Source organism: Acetivibrio sp., from assembly GCF_035371925.1.
Taxonomy (GTDB): Bacteria; Bacillota; Clostridia; order Acetivibrionales; family Acetivibrionaceae; genus Hungateiclostridium.
This window is the reverse complement of record NZ_DAORXT010000025.1, coordinates 1-22,236: the sequence shown is the minus strand read 5'-3', so window position 1 is coordinate 22,236 and position 22,236 is coordinate 1. Positions and strand designations below refer to the sequence as shown.

Genomic DNA, 22,236 nt, shown 5'->3' with positions numbered 1-22,236 from the left:
TAATTGCCAATATGTTCATAAATATGGTTTGAAGTTGCTCAAACAGAGTATCTTGTAACAATTTATTAATAATAAATATACTAAAATTAGCCGATATAAAGTACGGCTAATTTTTTTTAGTTTTTTGATGTAAGTAAAACAGAGCAGAAAAAAGCTGTTTTGTGTGTTTTATAGCTCTTTTCGAATTCGAAAACGGTGGAGTGGTGAAAATGGAAAAAGAGTTTTCTAATAAACTGAGAATCAGGGTTTGCCTGACGATGATATTTTCTTTTATTCTGTCTTTTGCCTTTAATGTCCCCATACATGCTGAGGAAGAGCCGGAAAAAGTGTATTACGGGCTGAAAAATGCTTCCGCAGTTCTTGACAATATTAATTTTACTGATGTCAGAAACTTTGGAACATGGGCAAAGGAAGCCATTTGCGAGGCGGCAGCTTTAGATATTGTAAAAGGCTATGGCAACAGGGTGTTTGGCCGCACAAACAATGTAACAAAGGAAGAGGCAATTGCCATTATATACAGGGCGGCCGGAAGAGAAAAGGATGCTCAGCTGGCTGCAGAAGCATTGAATGCTGCCAGAAGTGATGACGAAAAAAAGACTTATGCACCGAGCATGTGGTCCGACGGATATCTGCAGCTTGCAGCCAATGAGGGCTTGATTGGCAGAGAGGACCTTGAAGATGCTTTTACTTTGGACCAAAGCAGTCTCGGAACGGGAGCATTTTTACGAAGAGCACCTGCCCAAAGACAGGAAGTGGCCTATTGGATTTCAAAGGTTCTCGGTATCGAACCAGTTTACGGACAGCAGAAAATCTTTAACAGCTTTAGAGACTGGTCCGGTGCAGACCCTTTAAAAATTCCGTACATAGAAGCAGTTCTCGTTGAAAACATAATGAACGGTGAAGGGAACGGTTATTTCAGGCCCACAGGCTATGTAACCCGGGAGCAAATCGCACAGATAATAATAAATGCGGATAAAAGAATTCTTCCGCTTTTAGGCTATGAAAAAAGAAAGGGTACTGTTGAAGATATCCGCAAGGGATACGATTTTACAGGAGAAGCCAATGTATATATTAATACATTCCATGTAAGAAACAGCAACGGTAAGCTTCACAAGATAGTAACCGAGTTTGCCGATAATAGCCGGAGCGGATATAAAAATGAGCAGGGCGGAAGTGCCATAAGACGGTCCGACACCGACCTTATCGTTTACAAGAATGGATGGATAGGCACAAGCTCTCTTTTGAAAGAGGGGGACAGAATAGAGTACATAGCCACAGCTGACGGCACTGTCAAATATGTACGGGTGATATCGGCCACATCCGATGAGGCGTATGTTGTTGCCAAGATAAGAGAAGTAAATTTAGAATCTTCCGCACTAAAGGCCACAATAGGCTTTTATCTTGAATCTCCGGATATTGACATGGATAGTATAAGTTTTGATTTTAGAAATAGCGACGGAACAGTTGATGCAGCAATGGTATACAGCAACGCTGTAAGGGTGTTTGTTGAAGGCAAGGTAGCGCATATAAGGGATATCGAACCGGGAACCGATGTAATCCTTACTGTGAAGGATAATATTGTAACCCAAATCAGCACTTTGGACTTAAGGCTCAAAGAGCAGGGTGTGATAAGCGGCATTGTTGAAGAAAACAATCCTTACTTAGGATATATAACCTTGTATAGTGAAAATGGTCTGCGTGTGGATGGGTCCCTCAATAAAATAAAAACGTACAACTATTCCAATCCGGCAGAAGTAACGGTATATAAAAATCATATTGCTGCAGAGCTTGAAGATATCGAAGGCGGTGATTCGGTGTACATTAAGCTTGACCAGAATGGAGCAATAGAGATGATAAGTGCTGTAGACAACTATGTAGTAAAATACGGAAAAATAATATCTGTAAGGTCAGGACTTATAAATGTGGCCTATGACGACGGTACACAGCAAATTCTTAATGTGGATGAAAGCATTCCGATTGTAATGGATAAAAAGCTTGTGGATTTTGATGCTGTAAAAGATGGAGACAGGGTAAAACTGCTTTTGAATATTACCGACAAAGCAACAACCCTTAAAAAGCTTACAATAGAAGGGGATGAACATTTTATCGCAAATATTTACCGGGGTGTGGTATCTTCGGTGGATGACATCTCCCAAAAGATGGTTCTTCAACACCTTGAGGTGTTTAACGACGGAAAGTGGGAGAGGACTGAGCAAAAAGGTTTTGCCACATTAAAGGTGTCTGAAGATAATAAGTTTGTTTATAACGACAATATCGTAAATGTACGCCAGGTAAAAGAGCTCCTTAGCGGAAGCTTTGCATATATTGCCGTTGAGAAAGATTATGGCGGAAGTGAAAAGGCGGTACTGGTATCCGTTAAAAACTCCAAAGACAGCGAAGCTCCTGTATTTAACGACAGCATCATATTAGCTGCTTTCGGAAACAAAGGAGAATTTACATTGGGTAAAGAGTACCTGAACATCGCCTACGGAAACGGCACAATCATTATAAAGGACAACAGGCTGGTTACCGGCAGCAGCATAAATTCGGAGGATAGAGCATATGTTGTTGCAAACAGAAGCTATGATGACGGAAAGTACTATGCCAGCGTAGTTAAGATAAATGAAAAAGTCAACTCCAATTTCTTTACGATATATCGCGGAAGGATATCAAACATAAACGAGAACAAGGACTTTACGCTCGAGTCCTACTCTGAGCTTGACGGAGTCAATTGGAAGTACTACAACACTCCACGAACCTTTAGAATCACATATGACACGCAGATTTTGGATGATGAAGGGGTTGTAGGGCAAAGGAACTTTACGGACTATGGAGATTCAAGCTATAAAAACAGGACGGTATATGTATTGACCAACGGCGCTGATGCAGTATTGATCAGTACCGCGCCTTACGGCAATATTAATGTAAAAGGCGTAATTTATGAAATTGCGTCAGAAAATTCCGAGAATTCGGAAACGGCACAGGGACAGCAAGAGCCGGAGGGCTTTATACTCCATAACTCAAAAGTCTATGATTCGCAATCGCATATGTGGAAAGACAGTAAAGACTTGGAGATTAACCTTCTTAAGAACAGCATTATAGTGAAAAACAACAAGATTTTAAAACCGTCCGAGCTTAAGAAAGGCGACAGTATAAGGCTTATAAAGAAGGATGGCGACCAGACGGGAGATGCCTACATTATATTCGTTGAATAATATATTTAGCTTTCGGAGGCGAAGCAGTATGATGAAAAGGGGATTGGCATTTATCACAGCGACACTTATAATTATATTTATGACAGGCGGTTTATGTGTATATGCAAGAGAAGGAGACAGCGGATACGAGGGAGGTATCTCCAGCGGAGAAGCAGCGGGAAAGACTTCGTTTGAATATAAAGAGGTGTGCTTTATAACCGGTGAACCTGTGGTGTTTGAAGGGACTTTGACCGTAAAGAAGACATTGAAGCAGGACAAAAACACCGGGAAAAACGTAATCACGTCAAACTACACATACAGCCTTAAGAACCTTGAAAAGGACGCGACTTTGTCGAGATTCCTGTCATATACCACTACACTTACAGAAAAGGAAAACGGACAGATAATTGAAGAGACGGCATTTGGCGGCAGGTACACCGAGGTGGTGAAAATCGGCTCCACCACTTATACTCTGCAAAATTATGATTTTACAAAGACCAATATAAAGGATCCGAAGCCGGCAGTGGATTATTTCGCCGGAAACTTGTGGGGAAGAAAGACATACAGTACCGGTACCGGCGCAAACAGTGGAGAAGTTACCGTTGAGATATCCGGAGATTATTACGGATACAATCAGTTTTGGGGAACTGTTGAAACCCAGGTTCTAAATTATATAATAGAAAGTGAGAAGAAAAGCGGTGGATCAATCGACCGCTGGGGTGGAACAGCAAGTGTAAGCATTTCGTCTACAACAACCAAGAAGATTGACTATGTGGAAAACATACCGGATGTTATTAGCTTTGAGGGAGGATTTGTAGAGAGCCAGTACAACAACAGCGTAATGCAGTACACCGCAAAGCTTCCGGAGTTTGATCACCAAGGGATGTCCACCGATAGAATGGTAGAAACCAAAGGAAGTCTCATGATTGAAAGCTTCCCAACCAGCAGAAGGCTTTTGGTGCCGGAGCTGAATCATTTGAGGGGACACTGGGCTGAAAATGATATAAAGGCTCTGTACAGCTTGGAAATATTCAAAGAAAATCCTGCAAGCTTCAATCCCCAGGCGGTTATGACCAGGGCTGAGTTTGCCGAAGCTATTGTGCTGGCCGCCAGTCAAGTTCCGAAAGACTCTCTGCTTGTTGAATCCAAAACCAACAAAAAATCTTCCAATACCAAAGAAGAGATAATTTCTCCCTTTACCGATGTAGCCACGGGAAACAAATATTTTGAGAGTATAAACACTGCATACAAACGGGGGATGATAGCAGGAAGAGGGGACGGAACCTTTGCTCCTGACGATTATTTGACTACAGCGGATGCCATTACCATATTGGTAAAAGCTTTGGGACTTGAAGGGCTTGCTCCTTCAAGCGGAGCAGTGACGGTATTCAGGGACAGTGATGAGATTCCGGGTTATGCGAGAAATTCGGTCTATGTTGCCCATAGAATCGGACTTGTGATGGGAGACGACAAAGGCTACTTAAAGCCCAATGAGTATATTACAAAAGGACGGGCAGCGGTAATTATCAATAATTTTATCGATTATATGAGAAATGATTTAAAAAAGGATTATAGGGAAAGAATAGTAAATTATTAAGTGCTGATAAATAGCATCAAAGAAAAGGGGAATCGATGTGACGGGTAAATCGTTAAAACAGTTATTATTATCTTTAGTTATCTTTTGTGTTTTAATTTCGGGAGCGGGAATTGCCTGTGCCGAGGAAATTGATAAGAAGGGGATTTCTTCGTCGGACTACTTCAAAAGCATTATGGATATGGCCCAGGATAGGTACAAAGGTGAAATAGACAGGAATCAAATGATAGAAGGTGCTTTGAAAGGGATATTCAATACAATGGATTCTTACACCGTCTATTATACAATGGAAGAAGCTGAAGGCTTTTTTACAAATATAAACGGCACCTACTCGGGAATAGGAGTGGTGATGCTTCAAACTGACGGTAAAGTATTGGTGGAACGGGTGTATTCATCTTCACCTGCAGAGGAGGCAGGCATAAAAAGCGGTGACGTGATAGTTGAAGTTGACGGCAAAAGTATTGAGGGCCTTTCTTTGGACGAAGTATCCGGGCTTATAAAAGGTCCGGAAGGTACAAAAGTCGTAATAGGCCTTTTAAGAGGCGGGACGGGCCAAATAATAAGATTGGAAGTGACAAGAAAGCAAATAATTCTAAATCCTGTTACATATAAAATAGAAGGCGATATAGGTTATATAAAGCTGGAAACGTTTAATTCCCACGCAAGCAAAGCTATGGATGAAGCCCTCAAAGAAATGGACAAGAATAATATTAAAAAGATAGTTCTGGATTTGCGAGACAACCCGGGAGGGGATGTAAGCCAGGCAGTGGCGATTGCCAGAAAGTTTGTGAAGAGCGGGCTTATTACAAAACTGGATTTCAAGTCGGAATCGCAAAAGGATGAGGAGTATTATTCCAATTTAAATAAGCTTAAGTATGAGCTTGCGGTACTGGTCAATGAAAATAGTGCAAGTGCTTCGGAAATATTGGCAGGAGCGATACAGGACTCCAAATCGGGCATTCTGGTAGGTACAACAACCTTTGGCAAAGGCAAGGTCCAAAACCTTTATCCCATACTGACACCGGAAGCTGTGGAAAAGTACGAGAAAGAAACCGGAGAAGTATTTGTAAACGGATATGATTTGTTGTCAAAGCACGGTATTTATCCTTCTGACGATGAAATAATAGGATGGGTGAAAATAACTACCGGGGAATACTATACACCCAACGGCAGGATGATAGACGGGGTAGGTCTTGAGCCTGATGTTTACGTAGAGAATGAACCGGAGGAAAAATATAAGGTTCTTGAAAATGTAAAGAAGCTTCGAAAAGTGACAAAGCCCTCTCTCAACACCGAAAGTGAGGATGTACTTAATGCGGAAAGCATTTTATTGGTACTGGGATATGATGTTGATACTCCGGATAATTTAATGGATGAAAAGACCGTCAGAGCGGTGGCACAATTTCAAAAAGACTGTGGATTATACTCTTACGGTGTTCTCGACTTTGCCACGCAGCAGGCGCTGAATGATAAATTGGATGAATTGATTCTTGTAAATTACAAGGATAAACAGTATGAAAAAGCAGTGAATCTGCTTAAGAATTAATATGGATGTGGACTGTTGCGGCTGCCTTGGAATGAGATATCAAGTTTTGCGGACGGTATAATCCCGTTTTAAAAGTCAAAGATAATATAAGAGGCGTAAAACTGTTTTTGATGTACGGTTTTGGCCTCTTTTTTATTGTGCTGTTGCAAACATATAAAATAATACATGATTAAATATGGAAATAATATTGACATGCAATTTCGTTAACTGTATAATTATTGTAAGACTATTTACATTACAATCTTTACGGTTTTAAAGTTTCTTAGTCTTTTTTGCATAATATTCCAGGACACAGATTAAATCCGATAAATAAGCTGTTAACCTTTGTAGTCCAAAGTTTCAGATTAGTGATGAGTTTTATTGGTTTGATCCTATTATTGTGATTATTTATGATTTACTTGTGGGAGACAAGTTTTTAAGCAAAAAGTGTACTTAAACTCACTTGGTTTGGAATGAAGAAGTTGTTAATTTAGGGGAGAAAATATTAGTTTTGCGGTAATATTATAATGACCGGAAAGTTTTTTTGAAAGGTTTAGGGGAGAGACTATCGTACTTTGTAATAAATAAACCGGACTTGGATTTACAAGGTTAACAGCTTTTTTATATTGTCTTCTATAATTCCATGATTAAATCAAAGTTTATTTTACAAACAATAATTGTATAAAAAATTTCTATTGACACTCTTAAAACACATATATAAAATATAATCGTATGTGTCTATATTTTATTTTTAACTACAAAATAAAAGTTTTTAAGTAATAATCAAATCAGCCGTGAAGTGCTTTCCCGGCTGAAGTTGTTTTTTCATGGAGGATTGAAATCATGTCTGTTAAGTACATTTTTGTAACCGGCGGTGTTGTTTCCGGGCTTGGAAAAGGGATAACTGCCGCCTCACTGGGGAGACTTTTAAAAGCCAGAGGTCTTCGAGTCACTATTCAAAAGTTTGACCCATATATTAATGTGGACCCAGGTACTATGAGCCCGTATCAGCATGGAGAGGTATTCGTAACCGATGACGGGGCTGAGACGGATCTGGATTTGGGTCATTATGAAAGATTTATAGATGAGAATTTGAGCAAAAACAGTAATATCACCACCGGTAAGATATACTGGTCCATCATCAACAAGGAAAGAAAAGGTGATTTTCTCGGCGGTACGGTGCAGGTTATACCCCATGTAACCAACGAGATTAAGAATAGAATTTATCTGGTGGGTAAAGAGGGCAACACCGATGTGGTAATCACCGAGATTGGCGGTACCGTGGGAGATATTGAGAGCCTGCCTTTCTTGGAAGCCATTCGGCAGGTAGCAAGTGACGTGGGCAGAGAGAATGTGATCTACATACACGTTACTCTTGTTCCGTATCTGAGCATGTCGGGAGAACTCAAGACAAAGCCTACCCAGCACAGTGTCAAAGAGCTAAGAAGCCTTGGTATACAGCCAGATATAATTGTTTGTCGTACAGAGAAGAGACTTTCAAAGGAAATGAAGGACAAGATCGGACTCTTCTGCAATATACCCGGAGAGTGGGTAATTCAGAATCTTGACGCCGAATCCCTTTATGAAATTCCTTTGATGCTTGAGGAAGAGGGGCTGGCGAATATTGTTTGCAAGCGTTTGAATCTCAATTGTGTTGAACCAGATATGGCCGAATGGTGCCAATTGGTAAACAAGCAGAAAAACCTGAGCAGGTCCCTGACCATAGCTCTTGTAGGAAAATATGTTGAGCTCCATGATGCATATCTTAGTGTTGTAGAGTCTCTCAATCATGGAGGGATAGCCAATGACGCCGAGGTAAAAATAAAGTGGATTAATTCAGAAGAGCTCAATCAGGACAATCTTGAAGAAAGTCTTTGCGATGCAGACGGCATACTGGTGCCTGGCGGATTTGGCGACAGGGGTATAGAAGGAAAGATTCTTGCAGCAAAATATGCCCGAGAAAATAAAGTGCCGTATTTTGGTATTTGTCTCGGAATGCAAATGGCGGTTGTGGAATTTGCGAGAAATGTTGCAGGTCTCAAGATGGCAAACAGTTCGGAATTCGATGTAAACTGTCCTCATCCCGTCATTGACCTTATGCCGGAACAAAAAGATATAGATGAAAAAGGCGGCACAATGAGACTTGGACTTTATCCTTGCAAAATTAAAAAGGACTCTATTACCTATAACATATATGCGGACGAGCTTATATATGAAAGACACAGACACAGATATGAGTTCAACAACGAGTATAGGGAGCTTTTAACATCAAAGGGATTGGTTTTGGCAGGTTTGTCTCCAAGCGAAAAGCTTGTGGAAATTATTGAACTTAAGGATCATCCTTGGTTTATAGGAGTTCAATTCCATCCGGAGTTTAAGTCAAGACCAAACAGGCCTCATCCTTTGTTCAAGGATTTTATAAGGGCTGCAGTGGAAAAACGCTATAATCAATAATAGAATAAAATATAAAAGTGGCTGTCCCGTAAACGGACAGCCGTTTTTAATTACATAAAAATTCGGAGAGTATTAATTTAACTAAGTTTTGCCTATTTACTTGTTACTGTCAATTTTCATTAGTTTTTTATATGAAGATGGGACACTGCTAGAGACAATGAAAATAAATACTGCAACGGCTATCATTAAGAGCATGACACATACTCCAAATTCGACAAAAGGCTCAAACAATGTGAAGGCAATCACGACCACGACGGAGAGTATGCAAAGGCTTACACCTATAATGGTAAACATGTTTTGCTTTTGAGTAGCAGCAGGTAATTCTGCATCCAAAATGGATTTCAAATCTGAAGAGATTTCGAACTTTCCTTCCTCAATGAATTTAAACCTTTCAAGCTTGGTCCCGGAATATATGAAAAGAGCTACAGCCGGAACTATTAACACCAATAACGCTACAACAGGCAGCGTATCCTTGGCATCTTGAGGGAGAGTCTGAAAAATCAGATTGCGTTCTGCCATCAATGTTAGAAATACTAAAATGGATACTCCAAGTAAAATCAGCCCGGTTCCTGCTGCAATCATATAAGAAGCTTTTTCTTTCAATGAGATAAACTCCATTGCTTCTTCAACTTCTATTACGGGGTAATTTCCATTATTCATCGATGGGGAAATATCCATTTCCTCCAAAAGCTCATCTATGTTTCCGAACTCGGAGATAACAATACCGATTGCTTCATTTTCGGGTTTTCCGCTGTTTTTAAGTTCGTGGTATCTTTCTTCCATGTTGTAGTATATCTCGTTTTTTAGGCGTTCCATTTCCTTGGTCTTCGGTAAATTCCGAAAAATGTTGTCAAGGTAGCTTTTAATAGTCTCCATAGGTTCCCATCTCCTTTACAAATTTATTGATTACTTTTTTGGTCAGTTCCCATTCTTCGCACTTTTCTTTGTAGTATTTGATTCCCTCCGGGGTTATTCGGTAGTAAGTTCTCCTTTTACCCTGAGTTTCTTCTCCATAGTAGGATTTGATATATCCGTTTTTTTCGAGACGCGCGAAGGCAGAGTAAAGGGTTGTTTCTTTCATAACATACAAATCATCTGTTATTAAGCGTATGTTTTTTGAAATCTCATACCCATAGGAATCACCTTCTAAAAGGAGGCTTAGAATAATGGTGTCGTTATAACCCCGTATTACATCACTGCTAATCACCGGAATTCCTCCTCTATTATTACTACGTCTGTCGTACTCCAACTGTCGTAGTAATATTGTAACACAACTACTACGACAGGTAAAGTACTTTTTTTATAAAAAGCTAAAATTTGATTGTCTGAATGCAAAATAATGCTCCGATGTCCTATATATAGATTTTGATGCAAATAATTTAATGTATAGTATAATTCGTTTCGAATTTGTAAACAATTATACTAAACAATAAAAGTTTATATTGTAAAAAAAATTAGGCTATGGAACCATTTTGGAATTGTAAAATAATCCTGAATTGGTTCGATTACGAGATACGGGGGGAAGAATATTATGTTAAATTCATCAAATAACACTCAAAAGAAAAAAATATTTTCAAAGGTACTTACGACGATTATTCTTTTGACAACAATTCTATCGGGAGTTGCGTTAATATCCTATTCGGAGGATGTAAGCAGCGGACTTGCCGATAATATTATCCGCTTGCACGTTTTGGCAAACAGTGATTCACCTGAAGACCAACAGTTAAAAAGGGATGTCAGGGATGTTGTAATAAACTTTATGAAGGACAAGCTCAAAAATGTCAAGGATGTGGAAACTACAAAAAGGATAATAGAGGAAAACTCCGAAGCCATAAAACAGGTTGCGTTAAATGAGATTAAGAGACAAAATAAAGATTATGACGTAAAGGTTATGCTCGGGGTATATCCTTTCCCCACCAAGGTTTATGGGGATATAAGTCTTCCGGCAGGAAATTATCAGGCTTTAAGAGTTGTTATAGGCGATGGAGAAGGACAGAATTGGTGGTGTGTGCTCTTTCCGCCGCTATGCTTTGTGGATGCTACTCACGGGACTGTGCCGGATTCTGTAAAAGATGATTTGAAACAAGTTTTAAGCGAGGAGGAATATTATCTTATTACAACAAAAGATGAAGGCGAGGATATTGATATTGAGATAAAATTCAAGATTGTAGAGATGTTTCAGACTTCGAAGATAAAAATTGCAAGTGCAATGAATAGAATGTTTCAATAGTAAAACAAAATATAATTCGATACGATGTACTTTGGACGAACAATACTGAAATTCCCTGCTGGCTTTCATAACTTCCATCAGGGAATTTTCCTATTTACCGTCAAGAAAAATGCGGCCAGCATATTGAAGATATATATGCATTTGATATATACTTTTAATATATACTTTTATTGGGAAGCATTTCTTTTTCGCAAAGTAAGCTTATGCGAACTTTTATATCCCCAGAATGAGGTGAGCTGTATGATGAGTATTTTTTTGGAGAGCTGCAGCTTCTATTTGATTGTTATTGTAAGGCTGCTTTTGGCATGCGTCCTGGGAGGAGTAATAGGTTATGAAAGGGAGAGTACGAACAGGCCTGCCGGTTTTAGAACTCACATTCTGGTATGTGTTGGCTCGGCTCTTGTCATGATAACTTCTCAGTATATTTTCAATAATTACAAGGGATTTACCAACATTGACCCTGCACGTCTTGGAGCTCAGGTAATCAGCGGCATAGGTTTTTTGGGAGCGGGAACCATAATACGCGAGGGTGCAAATGTTAGAGGTCTTACTACAGCCGCAAGCCTATGGGCGGTTTCCTGTGTCGGAATTGCAGTGGGAATCGGTTTTTATGGAGGAGCGGTTATATCTACCGTAATTATTTATATTACGCTAATTTTATTAAAAAGAACAGAAAAGCATATCACCAGGAAAAGCAGGTTGAATGTGTTTTATATACAGACAGAAGATTTACCCGGACAAATTGGTACAATAGGCTGTGTATTCGGTAAGTACGATACAACAATAAGAAATATTGAGTTTATTAATGACGATAAAGAGAAGGATGTTTTAATAAAATTTGTGGTAAGGATTCCTAATGATGTGTCAAAAGAAAAGATAATGGATGAACTTAGAGGTGTTGGCGGAGTTAAAAAGGTTACCGGGCAATAATATATAGCGGGCGCTGTGCAATCAAAAAAATTATTTCAAAATGTTTGACTTTTTTCATCCTTTACCCTATAATTCATTTGTTTACAATTTTTTTGTGTTTTCCAAACAAGAAAGAGGGGATTGACAGTGCCGAGAATGAACCAGCTTAAAACACCGGTTTTTGATGCTGTAAAGAGATATGTTGACAGCAATGTGATACAGTTTCATGTGCCGGGTCACAAGCAGGGAGCTGGCCTTGCGGAGCTTAGAGAGTATATTGGCGAAAGAGCACTTCAAATGGATGCAAATGGAATGGAGGACCTGGATTTTGCGAACAACCCCACGGGGGTTATTTACGAATCGGAAATGCTGGCAGCTCAAGCGTTTGGAGCTCAGCATGCTTATTTTTTGGTGAATGGAACAACATCCGGTGTTCAGGCAATGATTATGAGTGCTTGCCAACCCGGAGATAAGATAATTATTCCGAGAAATGCGCATAAGTCCACGATAGGTGGAATTATATTGAGCGGTGCGATGCCGGTGTATGTACAGCCCGAAATAAATGAAAAATTGGGCATTGCCATGGGAATTACGGAAGAGAGCCTCAAAAAGGCAATAAAGGAGAATCCCCATGCAAAAGCTGTGTTCATTATTAATCCGACTTATTACGGAGTGGCTTCGGATTTGAAATCTCTTGTAAGAATAGCCCACAGACATGAAATGGCTGTTTTAGTGGATGAGGCTCATGGTGCGCACATGTCTTTTCATGATGACTTTCCTCTGACGGCAATGGAAGTCGGCGCCGATATGAGTGCCGTAAGTACTCACAAAACGGCTGGTTCGCTGACACAAAGTTCTTTGCTGCTTTTAAGGGGAAATATGATAAGCCCCGAGAGGGTAAAGCAGGTTTTAAACCTTACGTATACTTCCAGTGCATCATATCTTTTAATGTGCTCCCTTGATATTGCGAGAAAACAGCTTGCCACAAAAGGAAGCGATATGCTGGAGGAAACCTTAAGACTTGCGAGAATGGCAAGGGATGAGATAAATAAAATCGAAGGCGTGTATGCCTTCGGAAAAGAGCTCATAGGGACTCCCGGATGTTTTGATTTTGATGAAACAAAGCTGGGAATATGCGTATCTGGCCTGGGGTACACCGGTTACGAGATGGAAGCGAAGCTTAGAAAAGAATATAATATACAGATTGAGATGTCGGATCTTTCAAATATATTGGCAATAGTAAGCATAGGAGACAAGGAAGAGAATTTGACAGCGCTTATAAACGCATTAAAAGACATTTCTGAAAAGACCGAGAAAAAGGAATATCCCAAAACACCGTTTATTCCCCAGAATCCCAAGATGATAGTTTCACCGAGGGATGCATTTTACAGTCCTAAAAAGATAGTTCCGCTGGACAAGTCTGTAGGGGAGATAGCCGGAGAAATGGTTATGGCCTATCCTCCGGGCATTCCGGTGGTATGTATGGGTGAAAGAATTACTCAGGACATAGTGGATTATATAAAGATATTAAAGGAGCAAAGAACCCAGCTTCAAGGAACGGCGGACCCGTACATAAATTCCATAATGGTTCTTGGTGTGGATTGACAGTCCACACTTTTTTCTTTAGTCCAATTTAATTGCCAAACCAATCACTTTTTGGTCTAATTGTCCTTATTTCTGAATAGAAATAGGACTATGACAGGAAAAAAGTACATGGCATAAGCATGTGCCGATAAGGCAAAAGGAGTGATTGGTTTTGAGTATTCTAGAGTCGGCTCTACAGGAACTCAACATGAGCAGAGTTAAATACGGCCTGAGTGAAAGAGAGGCGGAGCAAAAGTATAAAAAATATGGTCCCAATACCTTGGAGGAAAAGAAAAAGATATCTCCTTTAAAAATCCTCATTGCTCAGTTTAGTGATTTTATGGTGCTTATTCTTCTGGCATCCACCTTGATTTCGGCTTTTATGGGGGAACTAACCGAAGCGATAACCATTGTGTCAATCGTGATTCTTAATGCACTTATGGGATTTATTCAGGAGTACCGAACCGAAAAGACCTTGGAGGCATTAAAAGGGCTTGCGGCGCCGGTAGCTAAGGTGGTAAGAGATGGAAAAAATGTGGAAATACCTGCGGAGAGAGTTGTACCGGGGGACCTTGTGTTGCTCGAGGCCGGTGATAGGATTCCGGCAGATGCTGTTTTGATAGAATCCCACGGACTGTGCGTGGATGAGTCTTTGCTGACCGGTGAATCCGTGCCGGTGGAAAAACAGGTTGAGACAGGCGGCAGAAAGAGCGCAAGCCCCAATGAAAAAAGCAGTATGGTATATATGGGGACGGTTGTAACCAGCGGAAGAGGCAAGGCTGTTGTCTGTTCTACCGGAATGATGACTGAGATGGGAAAAATTGCCGATATGATACAAAGTATAGAGACAGAACAGACACCTCTTCAAAGAAGACTTGATGCTTTGGGAAAATACATTGTTTACGGATGCCTCATCATATGTGCAATAGTTACGATAACCGGCATATTAAGGGGAGAGAAACTCTTTACAATGTTCCTTTCGGGTATAAGCCTTGCTGTTGCTGCAGTACCGGAGGGACTTCCGGCTATAGTAACCATTGCTTTGGCTTTGGGTGTTCAGAGAATGTATAAAAGAAATGCTTTTATAAGAAAGCTTCCGGCTGTGGAAACTTTGGGATGTGCCAGTGTTATATGTTCGGACAAAACGGGCACTCTTACAGAGAACAAGATGACGGTAAGGAAAATCTATACCAATGGAGGCTTTGTGGAGGTTAATGGAAGCCCTCTTAGCAGTGAAGGCGAATTTATCTCGCTTAATAGAAAAATCGATCCCGAAAATAACGATTCTCTAAAAACTACTTTAAAAATAGGAGTTCTTTGCAACAATGCGTCAATGACAAGAATAAAGCAAAACAAGTCCTTTGGGAAAATAGCATCGCTGATTCCGAAGGCAGAAAAATGGGAACTTAGCGGAGACCCTACCGAAGCTGCGCTTCTCGTGGTCGGAGCAAAAGGGGGATGTACCCAGGAATTACTAAACGAAAGCTATATGAGGATTGATGAAGTACCTTTTGACTCCGATAGAAAGTGCATGTCGGTAATATGCGAAAATGACAAGGGAGAGGTTTTTGTTTTTACCAAGGGTGCTGCAGACGTAATAATTGAGAAATGCAGCAAGATATATACATCAAAGGGAGTTGTGGGTTTGGACCCGGCTGGAGTTAAAAGAGTGCTCAAAGCAAACGACGATATGGCAAATGAAGCACTAAGAGTATTGGGAGTAGCTTTTAAAAAGCTTGATTCCAAAAATTACAGGTTGGACGATGTAGAAAAGGACCTTGTGTTTGCAGGATTGATAGGAATGATAGACCCGCCGAGAAAAGAGGCGCTGGATGCCGTGCGAAAATGCAAGCTTGCAGGAATAAAACCGGTAATGATTACCGGAGATCATAAAATAACCGCAGCGGCTATTGCAAGGGAGCTAAATATAGCATCTGAAGGCGACAGGGTGCTGACGGGAGCTCAATTGGAACAGATGGATGACAAAAGGCTTGAGGAAATGGTGGATGAAGTATCGGTGTATGCCAGAGTTTCGCCGAGGCACAAGCTGAGGATAGTAAGGGCGCTCAAAAAACGGGGACACATTGTTGCAATGACTGGAGATGGCGTAAATGATGCTCCGGCAATCAAGGAAGCCGATATCGGCGTGGCTATGGGGATAACCGGTACGGATGTAACGAAAGAGGCATCTTCAATGATTCTCCTTGACGATAATTTTGCTACAATTGTTGCAGCTGTGGAGGAAGGAAGGGTCATATACAACAACATCCGCAAATTTATCCGATATATGCTCTCCTGCAACATTGGAGAGGTACTGACCATGTTTGTCGGAACTCTTATAGGTCTTCCTCTGCCTCTTCTGCCGATTCAGATATTGTGGGTCAACTTGGTTACGGACGGACTTCCGGCAATAGCATTGGGGCTTGAACCGGGGGAGAAGGATATTATGATGAGGCCTCCGAGGGGAGCAAAGGAGCATATATTCTCCAATGGATTGTGGCAACTTATAATATTTAGGGGCACTCTTATAGGCTTTAGCACTTTAGCGGTATTTGCAAGTATATTGAGCTTTACTTCCAATGTTCATCTGGCAAGAACCGCTGCTTTTGTAACCTTGGTTATAACCCAGCTTATACATGTCTTTGAGTGTAAGTCGGAAAGAAAGAATATATTTGAAATACCGATTTTTAACAATATACCCCTTACACTGGCAGTTTTGTGTTCGCTTATAATGATACTGGGGGTTGTGTATATACCGTTATTCCAAGGAATATTCAAAACCGTACCGTTATCTATCAATGACTGGATTTTAATCGGCGGATTTTCGGCATTGGGTCCGGTAATTTCAAGCTTTTTCAGAGTTAATTACAAGTACATAAGGAGATAGGTAAAATACGAAAAAAATTTAAAAATTTTAACCTTTTTGTAACCATTTTATACGAGTATTAATATATAATAAAATCGAAGTACTTCAATAGAAAAAAATAAAGATTGGCTGTTCTTGTATACAAGAAGTGGCGATAGCGGCCGTGGAAATGCTTAGCAAATAAATGTAATATGGTTTTGAAACAGATTTTGCATCGATACTTGAAACTATATAACAAATATAAATACAGTCATATAAAGAATCATACCTTGTTGTAGATGCGCTAATATTGGAAGTTGATTTTGTCATAAATAAATACTAAAAGAATTGGCACAGTATTGCATCCTTCATTGCTTTTATACTTACCCTCATACAGTCAGAAACAAGTTTTTATAAGGCTCATTGCGCGCGCGTAATTATATATAATATTTAAATGTTATAAAAAGTGTTGTAAAAAGCAATAAATCAAGGGGGAAAATCTTAGAGAATCATTGGTTGTGTAAGTCTTAGGCATTGTAAAGTCCGTACATAAAAAGTATAAGTTGTTGGATGCTTTTAAACTGATATTAGAGAGAAAAAACATTCTGTTTGTGGTGCAAGACTTGCATGGGGCGGAAAAGCTGTTGAGAATCGCGCCATGAGCAGCATGGTGATGACTTGAGTTGAAGTGGGAGTTAATATTGTACAATATTAAAAAGAACGGTGGAATGAGTTTTTAAAAATTACGGGTGATCACCCCACCGGCAATTAAAATACTGAATATATTGATGATGTTGAAGAAGTTGTTTTAAAGCAGCAATCCTCCTATAAAAATTTGGATTAGTCCCGCATTGCGGGACTGGCATTTTCTATATAATTTCTTCAGGTAATTTACTTGGACAACGTTTGCAGCATATACATTGCACAAACTGCGTTGTCTTTATTTTATTTAACTTAATATATTATCCGGCTATTTTGTATTCTTTTACATCTTTAGCGATGGATTTTCCGATGATAATCCAATCCGACTCATAAATGTGGCTCATCGTCATAACTTTCTGCATCTTTCCGTTGAAGTAGCGCCAAGAATAATTTTTGTGCAGAATCTGGATTAAATGTGATTTCTCTGGTATTATAATAAGTATAAAGACGAATTGTTTTTGCAACTAGCCCGACATAAATAAATTCTATTATATAACCAAACGCCTCATAAAGTGTTTACTGTTTGCAAATAAAGGCAAAATACTCTGAAAAGTAAATATGGGACTCTGATTTTTCATTATATTTATGTATAATAAATTAATAATAGTTCAATGTATTGCAATAGTATGAAAGATATCGTAATTTCCAAAAGAATGAGACTGTACTGCGTTATTATATTTGAAAAGGAATGGGTTTTTATGGGGGCTAAAGTATTAATTGTTGAGGATGAAAACGATATAAGGAGCTTTATGGTGAGGATCCTTAGCAGAAAGGATTTTAATGCAATTCAGGCAGAGACCGGTAAAGAAGCCTTGAGGCTGGTGGAATTGGAAAAGCCGGAAGTTATATTGCTGGATATAATGCTTCCTGATATTGATGGCTTTGAGATATGCAAAAAAGTTTCCAAGGAGCATCCTGAGATATCAATAATAATGGTTACGGCAAGGGGCGAGGATATTGACAAGATAAAAGGTTTGGAGCTTGGAGCCGACGATTATATAATCAAGCCTTTCAACCCTATGGAGTTGGTGGCGAGAATAAGAGCGGTTATCAGGAGGACGAACAAGGCAGAGAATTCAAACGAAGTTGTAATAGGTCCCTTTAAAATCGACTATAATTCTCAAAAAGTGTACAAGAACGGAGAAAACTTGGAGCTAACGCGAAGGGAATTTTGTTTGCTGAAGGTATTTGCGAATAACCTGAACAAGGCTTTAACCAGAGATGAGATTTTAAACTGGGTGTGGGGTGAAGACTATGTGGGAGATACCAAGACTGTTGATGTTCACATCCGACGACTTAGAGAGAAAATGGAGGATGACCCTTCAGAGCCAAAATATATAGAGACGGTTTGGGGGAAAGGGTATTTATTGAGAAAGGAAGATTGACTTGCGGGGAATCAGGGGCAGAATTGTCGGAACTTATCTGGCTATTACTTTTTTATCGGTAATGTTTTTTGAAATTATTCTGATTTATGGACTTACAGAGTTTTATTATTCAAGTATAGAGTCTGAGTTAAATCGTTCTGCACAATCAATAATTCATAATTACAATCAATATCTCAATAATTATGATTTGTCCAAGGATGCAAAAATATTGTTGGAATCCACGCCGGGAAATACTGTGGCGCAAGTTCAGATAATTGATGATAAGGGAATTCTGCTTGCCGATTCCATAGACCCTTCGATGGAAGGAGAGAAGCTTGACTATTACGACATCAATATGGCATTAGGCGGAAAACAAGCTGTTTGGAAGGGAAAGATACCCTTGACCGGTGAACCGGTTTTTTCGGTTTCCTGGCCCATAACTCATTCGGACAGTGAAGAAGTGATTGGAGTAGTAAGAGTAATTACAACTCTTTCCGATGTAAATGAAATATTGAAAAATCACATACTCATTCTTGTTACTTTGGGATTTTGCATAGTCTTTTTGATTTTTTTTACAGGTTTGGCTTTGACCAATACTATTGTAAAACCTGTCAAAGAAATAACATCTGCTGCGAAAGTCATGGCACGGGGCAGATTCGATGTACGGGTGGCCAAAAGGTATGACGATGAAATTGGAGAGCTTGGAGCTACTTTGAATTATATGGCGCAGGAATTGTCCAATCATCAAAAAATGAAAAACGATTTTATCGCCTCAATTTCCCATGAACTTCGCACGCCTTTGACATCAATAATGGGATGGATAATCACAATTAATTCCGAAGATATTGAAAGTAAAGAGGAACTGAAGGAAGGGCTCGATATAATTGAGAGAGAGAGTAAAAGGCTGGCTGACCTTGTGGATGAACTTTTGGATTTCTCGAAATTTGATGCCGGAGTTATTACATTAAGAAAAGGCGCTGTGAATTTGGAAGAGCTTTTAAGATACATAAAAAGGCAGATGGAGCCTAGAGCCGAGCGAAAGGGTATAACTATGACGATAGATATTGATGAGGGACTTCCGGTGATTGAAGCGGATGAAAATAGGCTAAAACAGGTATTTATAAACATTATTGACAATTCATTTAAATTTACACAAAAAGGCGGGTATATCGATATTATTGGCAGAAAGAGGGAAAACTGTGTTTTGGTAAGAATAGAGGATAGCGGTTGCGGCATCCCGAAGGAGGATATACCGAAAGTTACGCAAAGGTTTTTTAAAGGAGATAAAACTGTTTCGGGCAGTGGTTTGGGACTTGCCATTTGCGATGAGATTGTAAAACTTCACAATGGTGAAATAAACATCGAAAGCACTGTCGGAAAAGGTACAACGGTGGATGTAATTCTTCCGGTGTAGCTTCAAATTTAACCTTTTTGTAATCTTTTTTTTTGCTTCATAATGTAAAATTATAACGAGATAAATGTAAATCGGAGATTTTACAGGCAATAGAGAGGATAAAGATGGGAAGAATACATACAAGCATAAAATTGATGTTAACAAGTGCAATAATTATATTTGCGGTTGCAATAACAGTTTTGGTGACAGGCTGTGATATTCTGCCGCCTCCTGCCAGCGCTATAAAGCCTCCGCAGTATATAAATGTTTCTTCAGGAGAGGTTGAGGACCCAAAAGCAGTAGCACGGAGGTTTTTGGCTCCGGGTACACAGTTTTCATATTCTCTCCAACCAAAAAATGCTGACGCAGTTAGAGAAATTGACATTGATGGGGACGGTAGGACAGAATTGCTGGCGCTATATAGGGGAAGAGACCTTAAAGACAATGGCGCTGAAGTGTTTGGCGTATTTATACTGAAGCAGGACAAGAATTCTGACTGGCAAATTTTTTGGCAGAAGCAGTATACTTCCAATATTGTGTCTCTCGACTTGGCGGATGTCAGGGATATTACCGGCGACAATTATCCGGAATTGCTTATAGGGTGGAATATAGGCTACAGATTGGGTAGCAATCTTGATATATACTCACTTAAAGAAGAAGGGGAACCCAAGCTGATTTCCAACCTCAAGTATTCTGAATTTGTGGGCATTGAAGACAGAAGAGGGATTAACAATGAAATCAAGCCTGTACTGATGCTGTACTTGTTTGATGAGGAAATGTACGAGTCGGAGAGTGAAGGCAGAAAGGATGAATACTTTTGCATCCTGCAATGGGAGCATAAGGAATGGATGGGAAGCGGACTTATAGAGGTTGATGATTTCTATGCGGGCTACTATGAAAATATTATTGAGGAGCTGAAAAAGAACCTGCAAGGATACAGGAACGATTACTACCGATGGTATGTTCTTGCCAAAGCCCAGATGAGGTCGGGAAAGCCCTTGGATGCACTTGAATCTATCGACAATGCCCTGGAAATCACTCAGAAGTATATTGACAGGCATGGAGACAAAACCGTCAGAGAGGTTATTAAATATCAGAAAAAATCAAAAATACTTAAAGCTGAAGCATATGCTAAAATTGGAAAATATCACGAAAGTATAATTGAATCCAACTATGCAATGGCAAACTATGGCCTTGACGATGAGGAGCTTGTTGAGGTCTATCTCAACTTGGGATACGCATACATAGGTCTTAAACAGTATGAAACAGCCGGATTGTTTCTTGAAAAGTCATGTGAAATAGCAGAAACTGCCTACAAGGAGGGAACTGCATTATACTTGTTGAATTCATATAAGGCCAAAAAAGAATTGGAATACATCAAACCTTTTCTGACATCTTCCGACTAAAACAGCCCTTGGATTTATTCGCTTTTCCTGGTAAAATGGTTAGTATGAATAATCGCGGCACGACAAATTATGTTTGATGCTTAACAGAGGAGTGAATTTATGAACTTATTGGACAAGTTGGAAAGGAAATTCGGAAAGTTTGCGATAAAAAGGCTTCCGATGTATATTGTCATACTGAATGTGTTTGTATATATGTTGAACCTTCTTGACAGCAGGTATATAAATTATTTGTATCTTATTCCGTCCAATGTTCTTAAGGGTGAGGTTTGGAGACTGGTGACATATATTTTTATCCCTCCGCTGACCTCAATGGAAGATGTCTTGTGGATGTTTTTAGCCGTATATTTTTATTATATTATGGCAACGGGTCTTGAGAATGAATGGGGCAGCTTTAAATTTAATTTGTACTATTTGCTTGGCATGATAGGCACGACCATTGCGGCATTTTTTATTCCGTTACCTGCCACAGCAAACTTTATAAACTTGTCTATATTTCTTGCATTTGCATATTTGTATCCCGATTACCAGATTTATTTGTTTTTCATTATACCGATTAAAATCAAATATTTAGGATATATTTCATGGATTTCCATTATTTATTTGCTTTTAACATCGCCATTAATTATGAAGCTTTATATAATTATACCGATAATGAATTTCTTCATATTCTTCGGAAAGGATATTTTTATTAGGTATAAGACCAGGGGTAGTTCGGTATACAGAAAGACCAAGTACATGGGCACCTTCAGGGAGAAAGCGTATATTCACAAATGCACAGTATGCGGTATTACGGAAAAGGACAATCCGGACATGGATTTTAGATATTGCATGACTTGCGAAGGGAATCGCGAATATTGCATGGATCATCTCAAAAATCATGAACATATAAAGCAATAGCGGGAATAATTAATAACGCTGAGAATGAAGGGTGCACTTAGCATAATTTAAATAGAAGAATATTGCAAATCGGGACTTGAATATCTATTTAGCCCCCTAATAGGTTTGGAGAAAAAATGCGAATATGTTAGCATAAATA

The 22,236-nt window shown here is 39.5% G+C and carries 14 protein-coding genes; 12 read left to right on the top strand and 2 right to left on the bottom strand.

Annotation, left to right across the window (positions count from 1 at the left end):
• The first annotated feature begins 209 nt into the window (after positions 1–209).
• The 4 genes from PLH43_RS05290 (at position 210) to PLH43_RS05275 (ending at position 8,767) form a co-directional block, all read left to right on the top strand.
• Positions 210–3,215, top strand: coding sequence for an S-layer homology domain-containing protein (locus PLH43_RS05290; RefSeq protein WP_324360837.1), 3,006 nt, complete (start codon positions 210–212; stop codon positions 3,213–3,215).
• Between the two features lie 28 nt (positions 3,216–3,243).
• Positions 3,244–4,791, top strand: a complete 1,548-nt coding sequence (locus PLH43_RS05285; RefSeq protein ID WP_324360835.1) for an S-layer homology domain-containing protein — start codon at positions 3,244–3,246, stop codon at positions 4,789–4,791.
• Between the two features lie 37 nt (positions 4,792–4,828).
• Positions 4,829–6,334, top strand: coding sequence for a S41 family peptidase (locus PLH43_RS05280; RefSeq protein WP_324360833.1), 1,506 nt, complete (start codon positions 4,829–4,831; stop codon positions 6,332–6,334).
• Positions 6,335–7,156: 822 nt separating this feature from the next.
• Positions 7,157–8,767, top strand: a complete 1,611-nt coding sequence (locus PLH43_RS05275) for a CTP synthase (RefSeq protein WP_324360831.1) — start codon at positions 7,157–7,159, stop codon at positions 8,765–8,767.
• Positions 8,768–8,863: 96 nt separating this feature from the next.
• Here the strand turns inward: PLH43_RS05275 and PLH43_RS05270 are convergent, their stop codons facing one another.
• Positions 8,864–9,643, bottom strand: coding sequence for a permease prefix domain 1-containing protein (locus PLH43_RS05270; protein ID WP_324360829.1), 780 nt, complete (start codon positions 9,641–9,643; stop codon positions 8,864–8,866).
• Entirely contained in the window at positions 9,630–9,974 is a 345-nt protein-coding gene (locus PLH43_RS05265; RefSeq protein ID WP_324360828.1) for a PadR family transcriptional regulator, read from the bottom strand. Before PLH43_RS05265 ends, PLH43_RS05270 begins: the two co-directional genes overlap by 14 nt.
• A gap of 324 nt (positions 9,975–10,298) precedes the next feature.
• Here PLH43_RS05265 and spoIIR point away from each other — a divergent pair, with 324 nt between their 5' ends.
• The 8 genes from spoIIR to PLH43_RS05225 all read left to right on the top strand — a co-directional run bounded on the left by spoIIR (position 10,299) and on the right by PLH43_RS05225 (position 22,097).
• Positions 10,299–10,997, top strand: a complete 699-nt coding sequence (spoIIR, locus tag PLH43_RS05260; RefSeq protein WP_324360826.1) for a stage II sporulation protein R — start codon at positions 10,299–10,301, stop codon at positions 10,995–10,997.
• 240 nt (positions 10,998–11,237) lie between these two features.
• Positions 11,238–11,927, top strand: a complete 690-nt coding sequence (locus PLH43_RS05255; RefSeq protein WP_324360824.1) for an MgtC/SapB family protein — start codon at positions 11,238–11,240, stop codon at positions 11,925–11,927.
• Between the two features lie 135 nt (positions 11,928–12,062).
• On the top strand, positions 12,063–13,511 hold the full coding sequence (locus tag PLH43_RS05250; RefSeq protein WP_324360861.1) for an aminotransferase class I/II-fold pyridoxal phosphate-dependent enzyme: 1,449 nt from the start codon (positions 12,063–12,065) through the stop codon (positions 13,509–13,511).
• 151 nt (positions 13,512–13,662) lie between these two features.
• Positions 13,663–16,377: a calcium-translocating P-type ATPase, SERCA-type gene (locus PLH43_RS05245; protein ID WP_324360822.1), complete on the top strand. Its 2,715-nt coding sequence runs from the start codon at positions 13,663–13,665 to the stop codon at positions 16,375–16,377.
• Positions 16,378–17,735: 1,358 nt separating this feature from the next.
• A complete protein-coding gene (locus PLH43_RS05240; RefSeq protein ID WP_324360820.1) occupies positions 17,736–18,422 on the top strand; it encodes a response regulator transcription factor in 687 nt (228 codons plus the stop codon).
• A gap of 1 nt (position 18,423) precedes the next feature.
• On the top strand, positions 18,424–19,815 hold the full coding sequence (locus PLH43_RS05235; protein WP_324360818.1) for an ATP-binding protein: 1,392 nt from the start codon (positions 18,424–18,426) through the stop codon (positions 19,813–19,815).
• A 104-nt stretch (positions 19,816–19,919) separates the two neighbouring features.
• Positions 19,920–21,200 carry a hypothetical protein gene (locus PLH43_RS05230; RefSeq protein WP_324360817.1) on the top strand — a complete coding sequence of 427 codons (1,281 nt, stop codon included), beginning with the start codon at positions 19,920–19,922 and terminating at the stop codon, positions 21,198–21,200.
• A 99-nt stretch (positions 21,201–21,299) separates the two neighbouring features.
• The gene (locus PLH43_RS05225) at positions 21,300–22,097 is read left to right on the top strand and encodes a hypothetical protein (RefSeq protein WP_324360816.1); all 798 of its coding nucleotides are present in this window, start codon (positions 21,300–21,302) and stop codon (positions 22,095–22,097) included.
• The last annotated feature ends 139 nt before the right edge of the window (positions 22,098–22,236 follow it).

Excerpts from the sequence above, each read along its gene's own strand:
- PLH43_RS05250 (WP_324360861.1), top strand. The coding sequence starts at position 12,063 with ATGAACCAGCTTAAAACACCGGTTTTTGATGCTGTAAAGAGATATGTT.
- PLH43_RS05230 (WP_324360817.1), top strand. The coding sequence starts at position 19,920 with ATGGGAAGAATACATACAAGCATAAAATTGATGTTAACAAGTGCAATA.
- PLH43_RS05255 (WP_324360824.1), top strand. The coding sequence starts at position 11,238 with ATGATGAGTATTTTTTTGGAGAGCTGCAGCTTCTATTTGATTGTTATT.
- PLH43_RS05240 (WP_324360820.1), top strand. The coding sequence starts at position 17,736 with ATGGGGGCTAAAGTATTAATTGTTGAGGATGAAAACGATATAAGGAGC.
- PLH43_RS05275 (WP_324360831.1), top strand. The coding sequence starts at position 7,157 with ATGTCTGTTAAGTACATTTTTGTAACCGGCGGTGTTGTTTCCGGGCTT.
- PLH43_RS05290 (WP_324360837.1), top strand. The coding sequence starts at position 210 with ATGGAAAAAGAGTTTTCTAATAAACTGAGAATCAGGGTTTGCCTGACG.
- PLH43_RS05270 (WP_324360829.1), bottom strand. The coding sequence starts at position 9,643 with ATGGAGACTATTAAAAGCTACCTTGACAACATTTTTCGGAATTTACCG.
- spoIIR (WP_324360826.1), top strand. The coding sequence starts at position 10,299 with ATGTTAAATTCATCAAATAACACTCAAAAGAAAAAAATATTTTCAAAG.
- PLH43_RS05225 (WP_324360816.1), top strand. The coding sequence starts at position 21,300 with ATGAACTTATTGGACAAGTTGGAAAGGAAATTCGGAAAGTTTGCGATA.
- PLH43_RS05285 (WP_324360835.1), top strand. The coding sequence starts at position 3,244 with ATGATGAAAAGGGGATTGGCATTTATCACAGCGACACTTATAATTATA.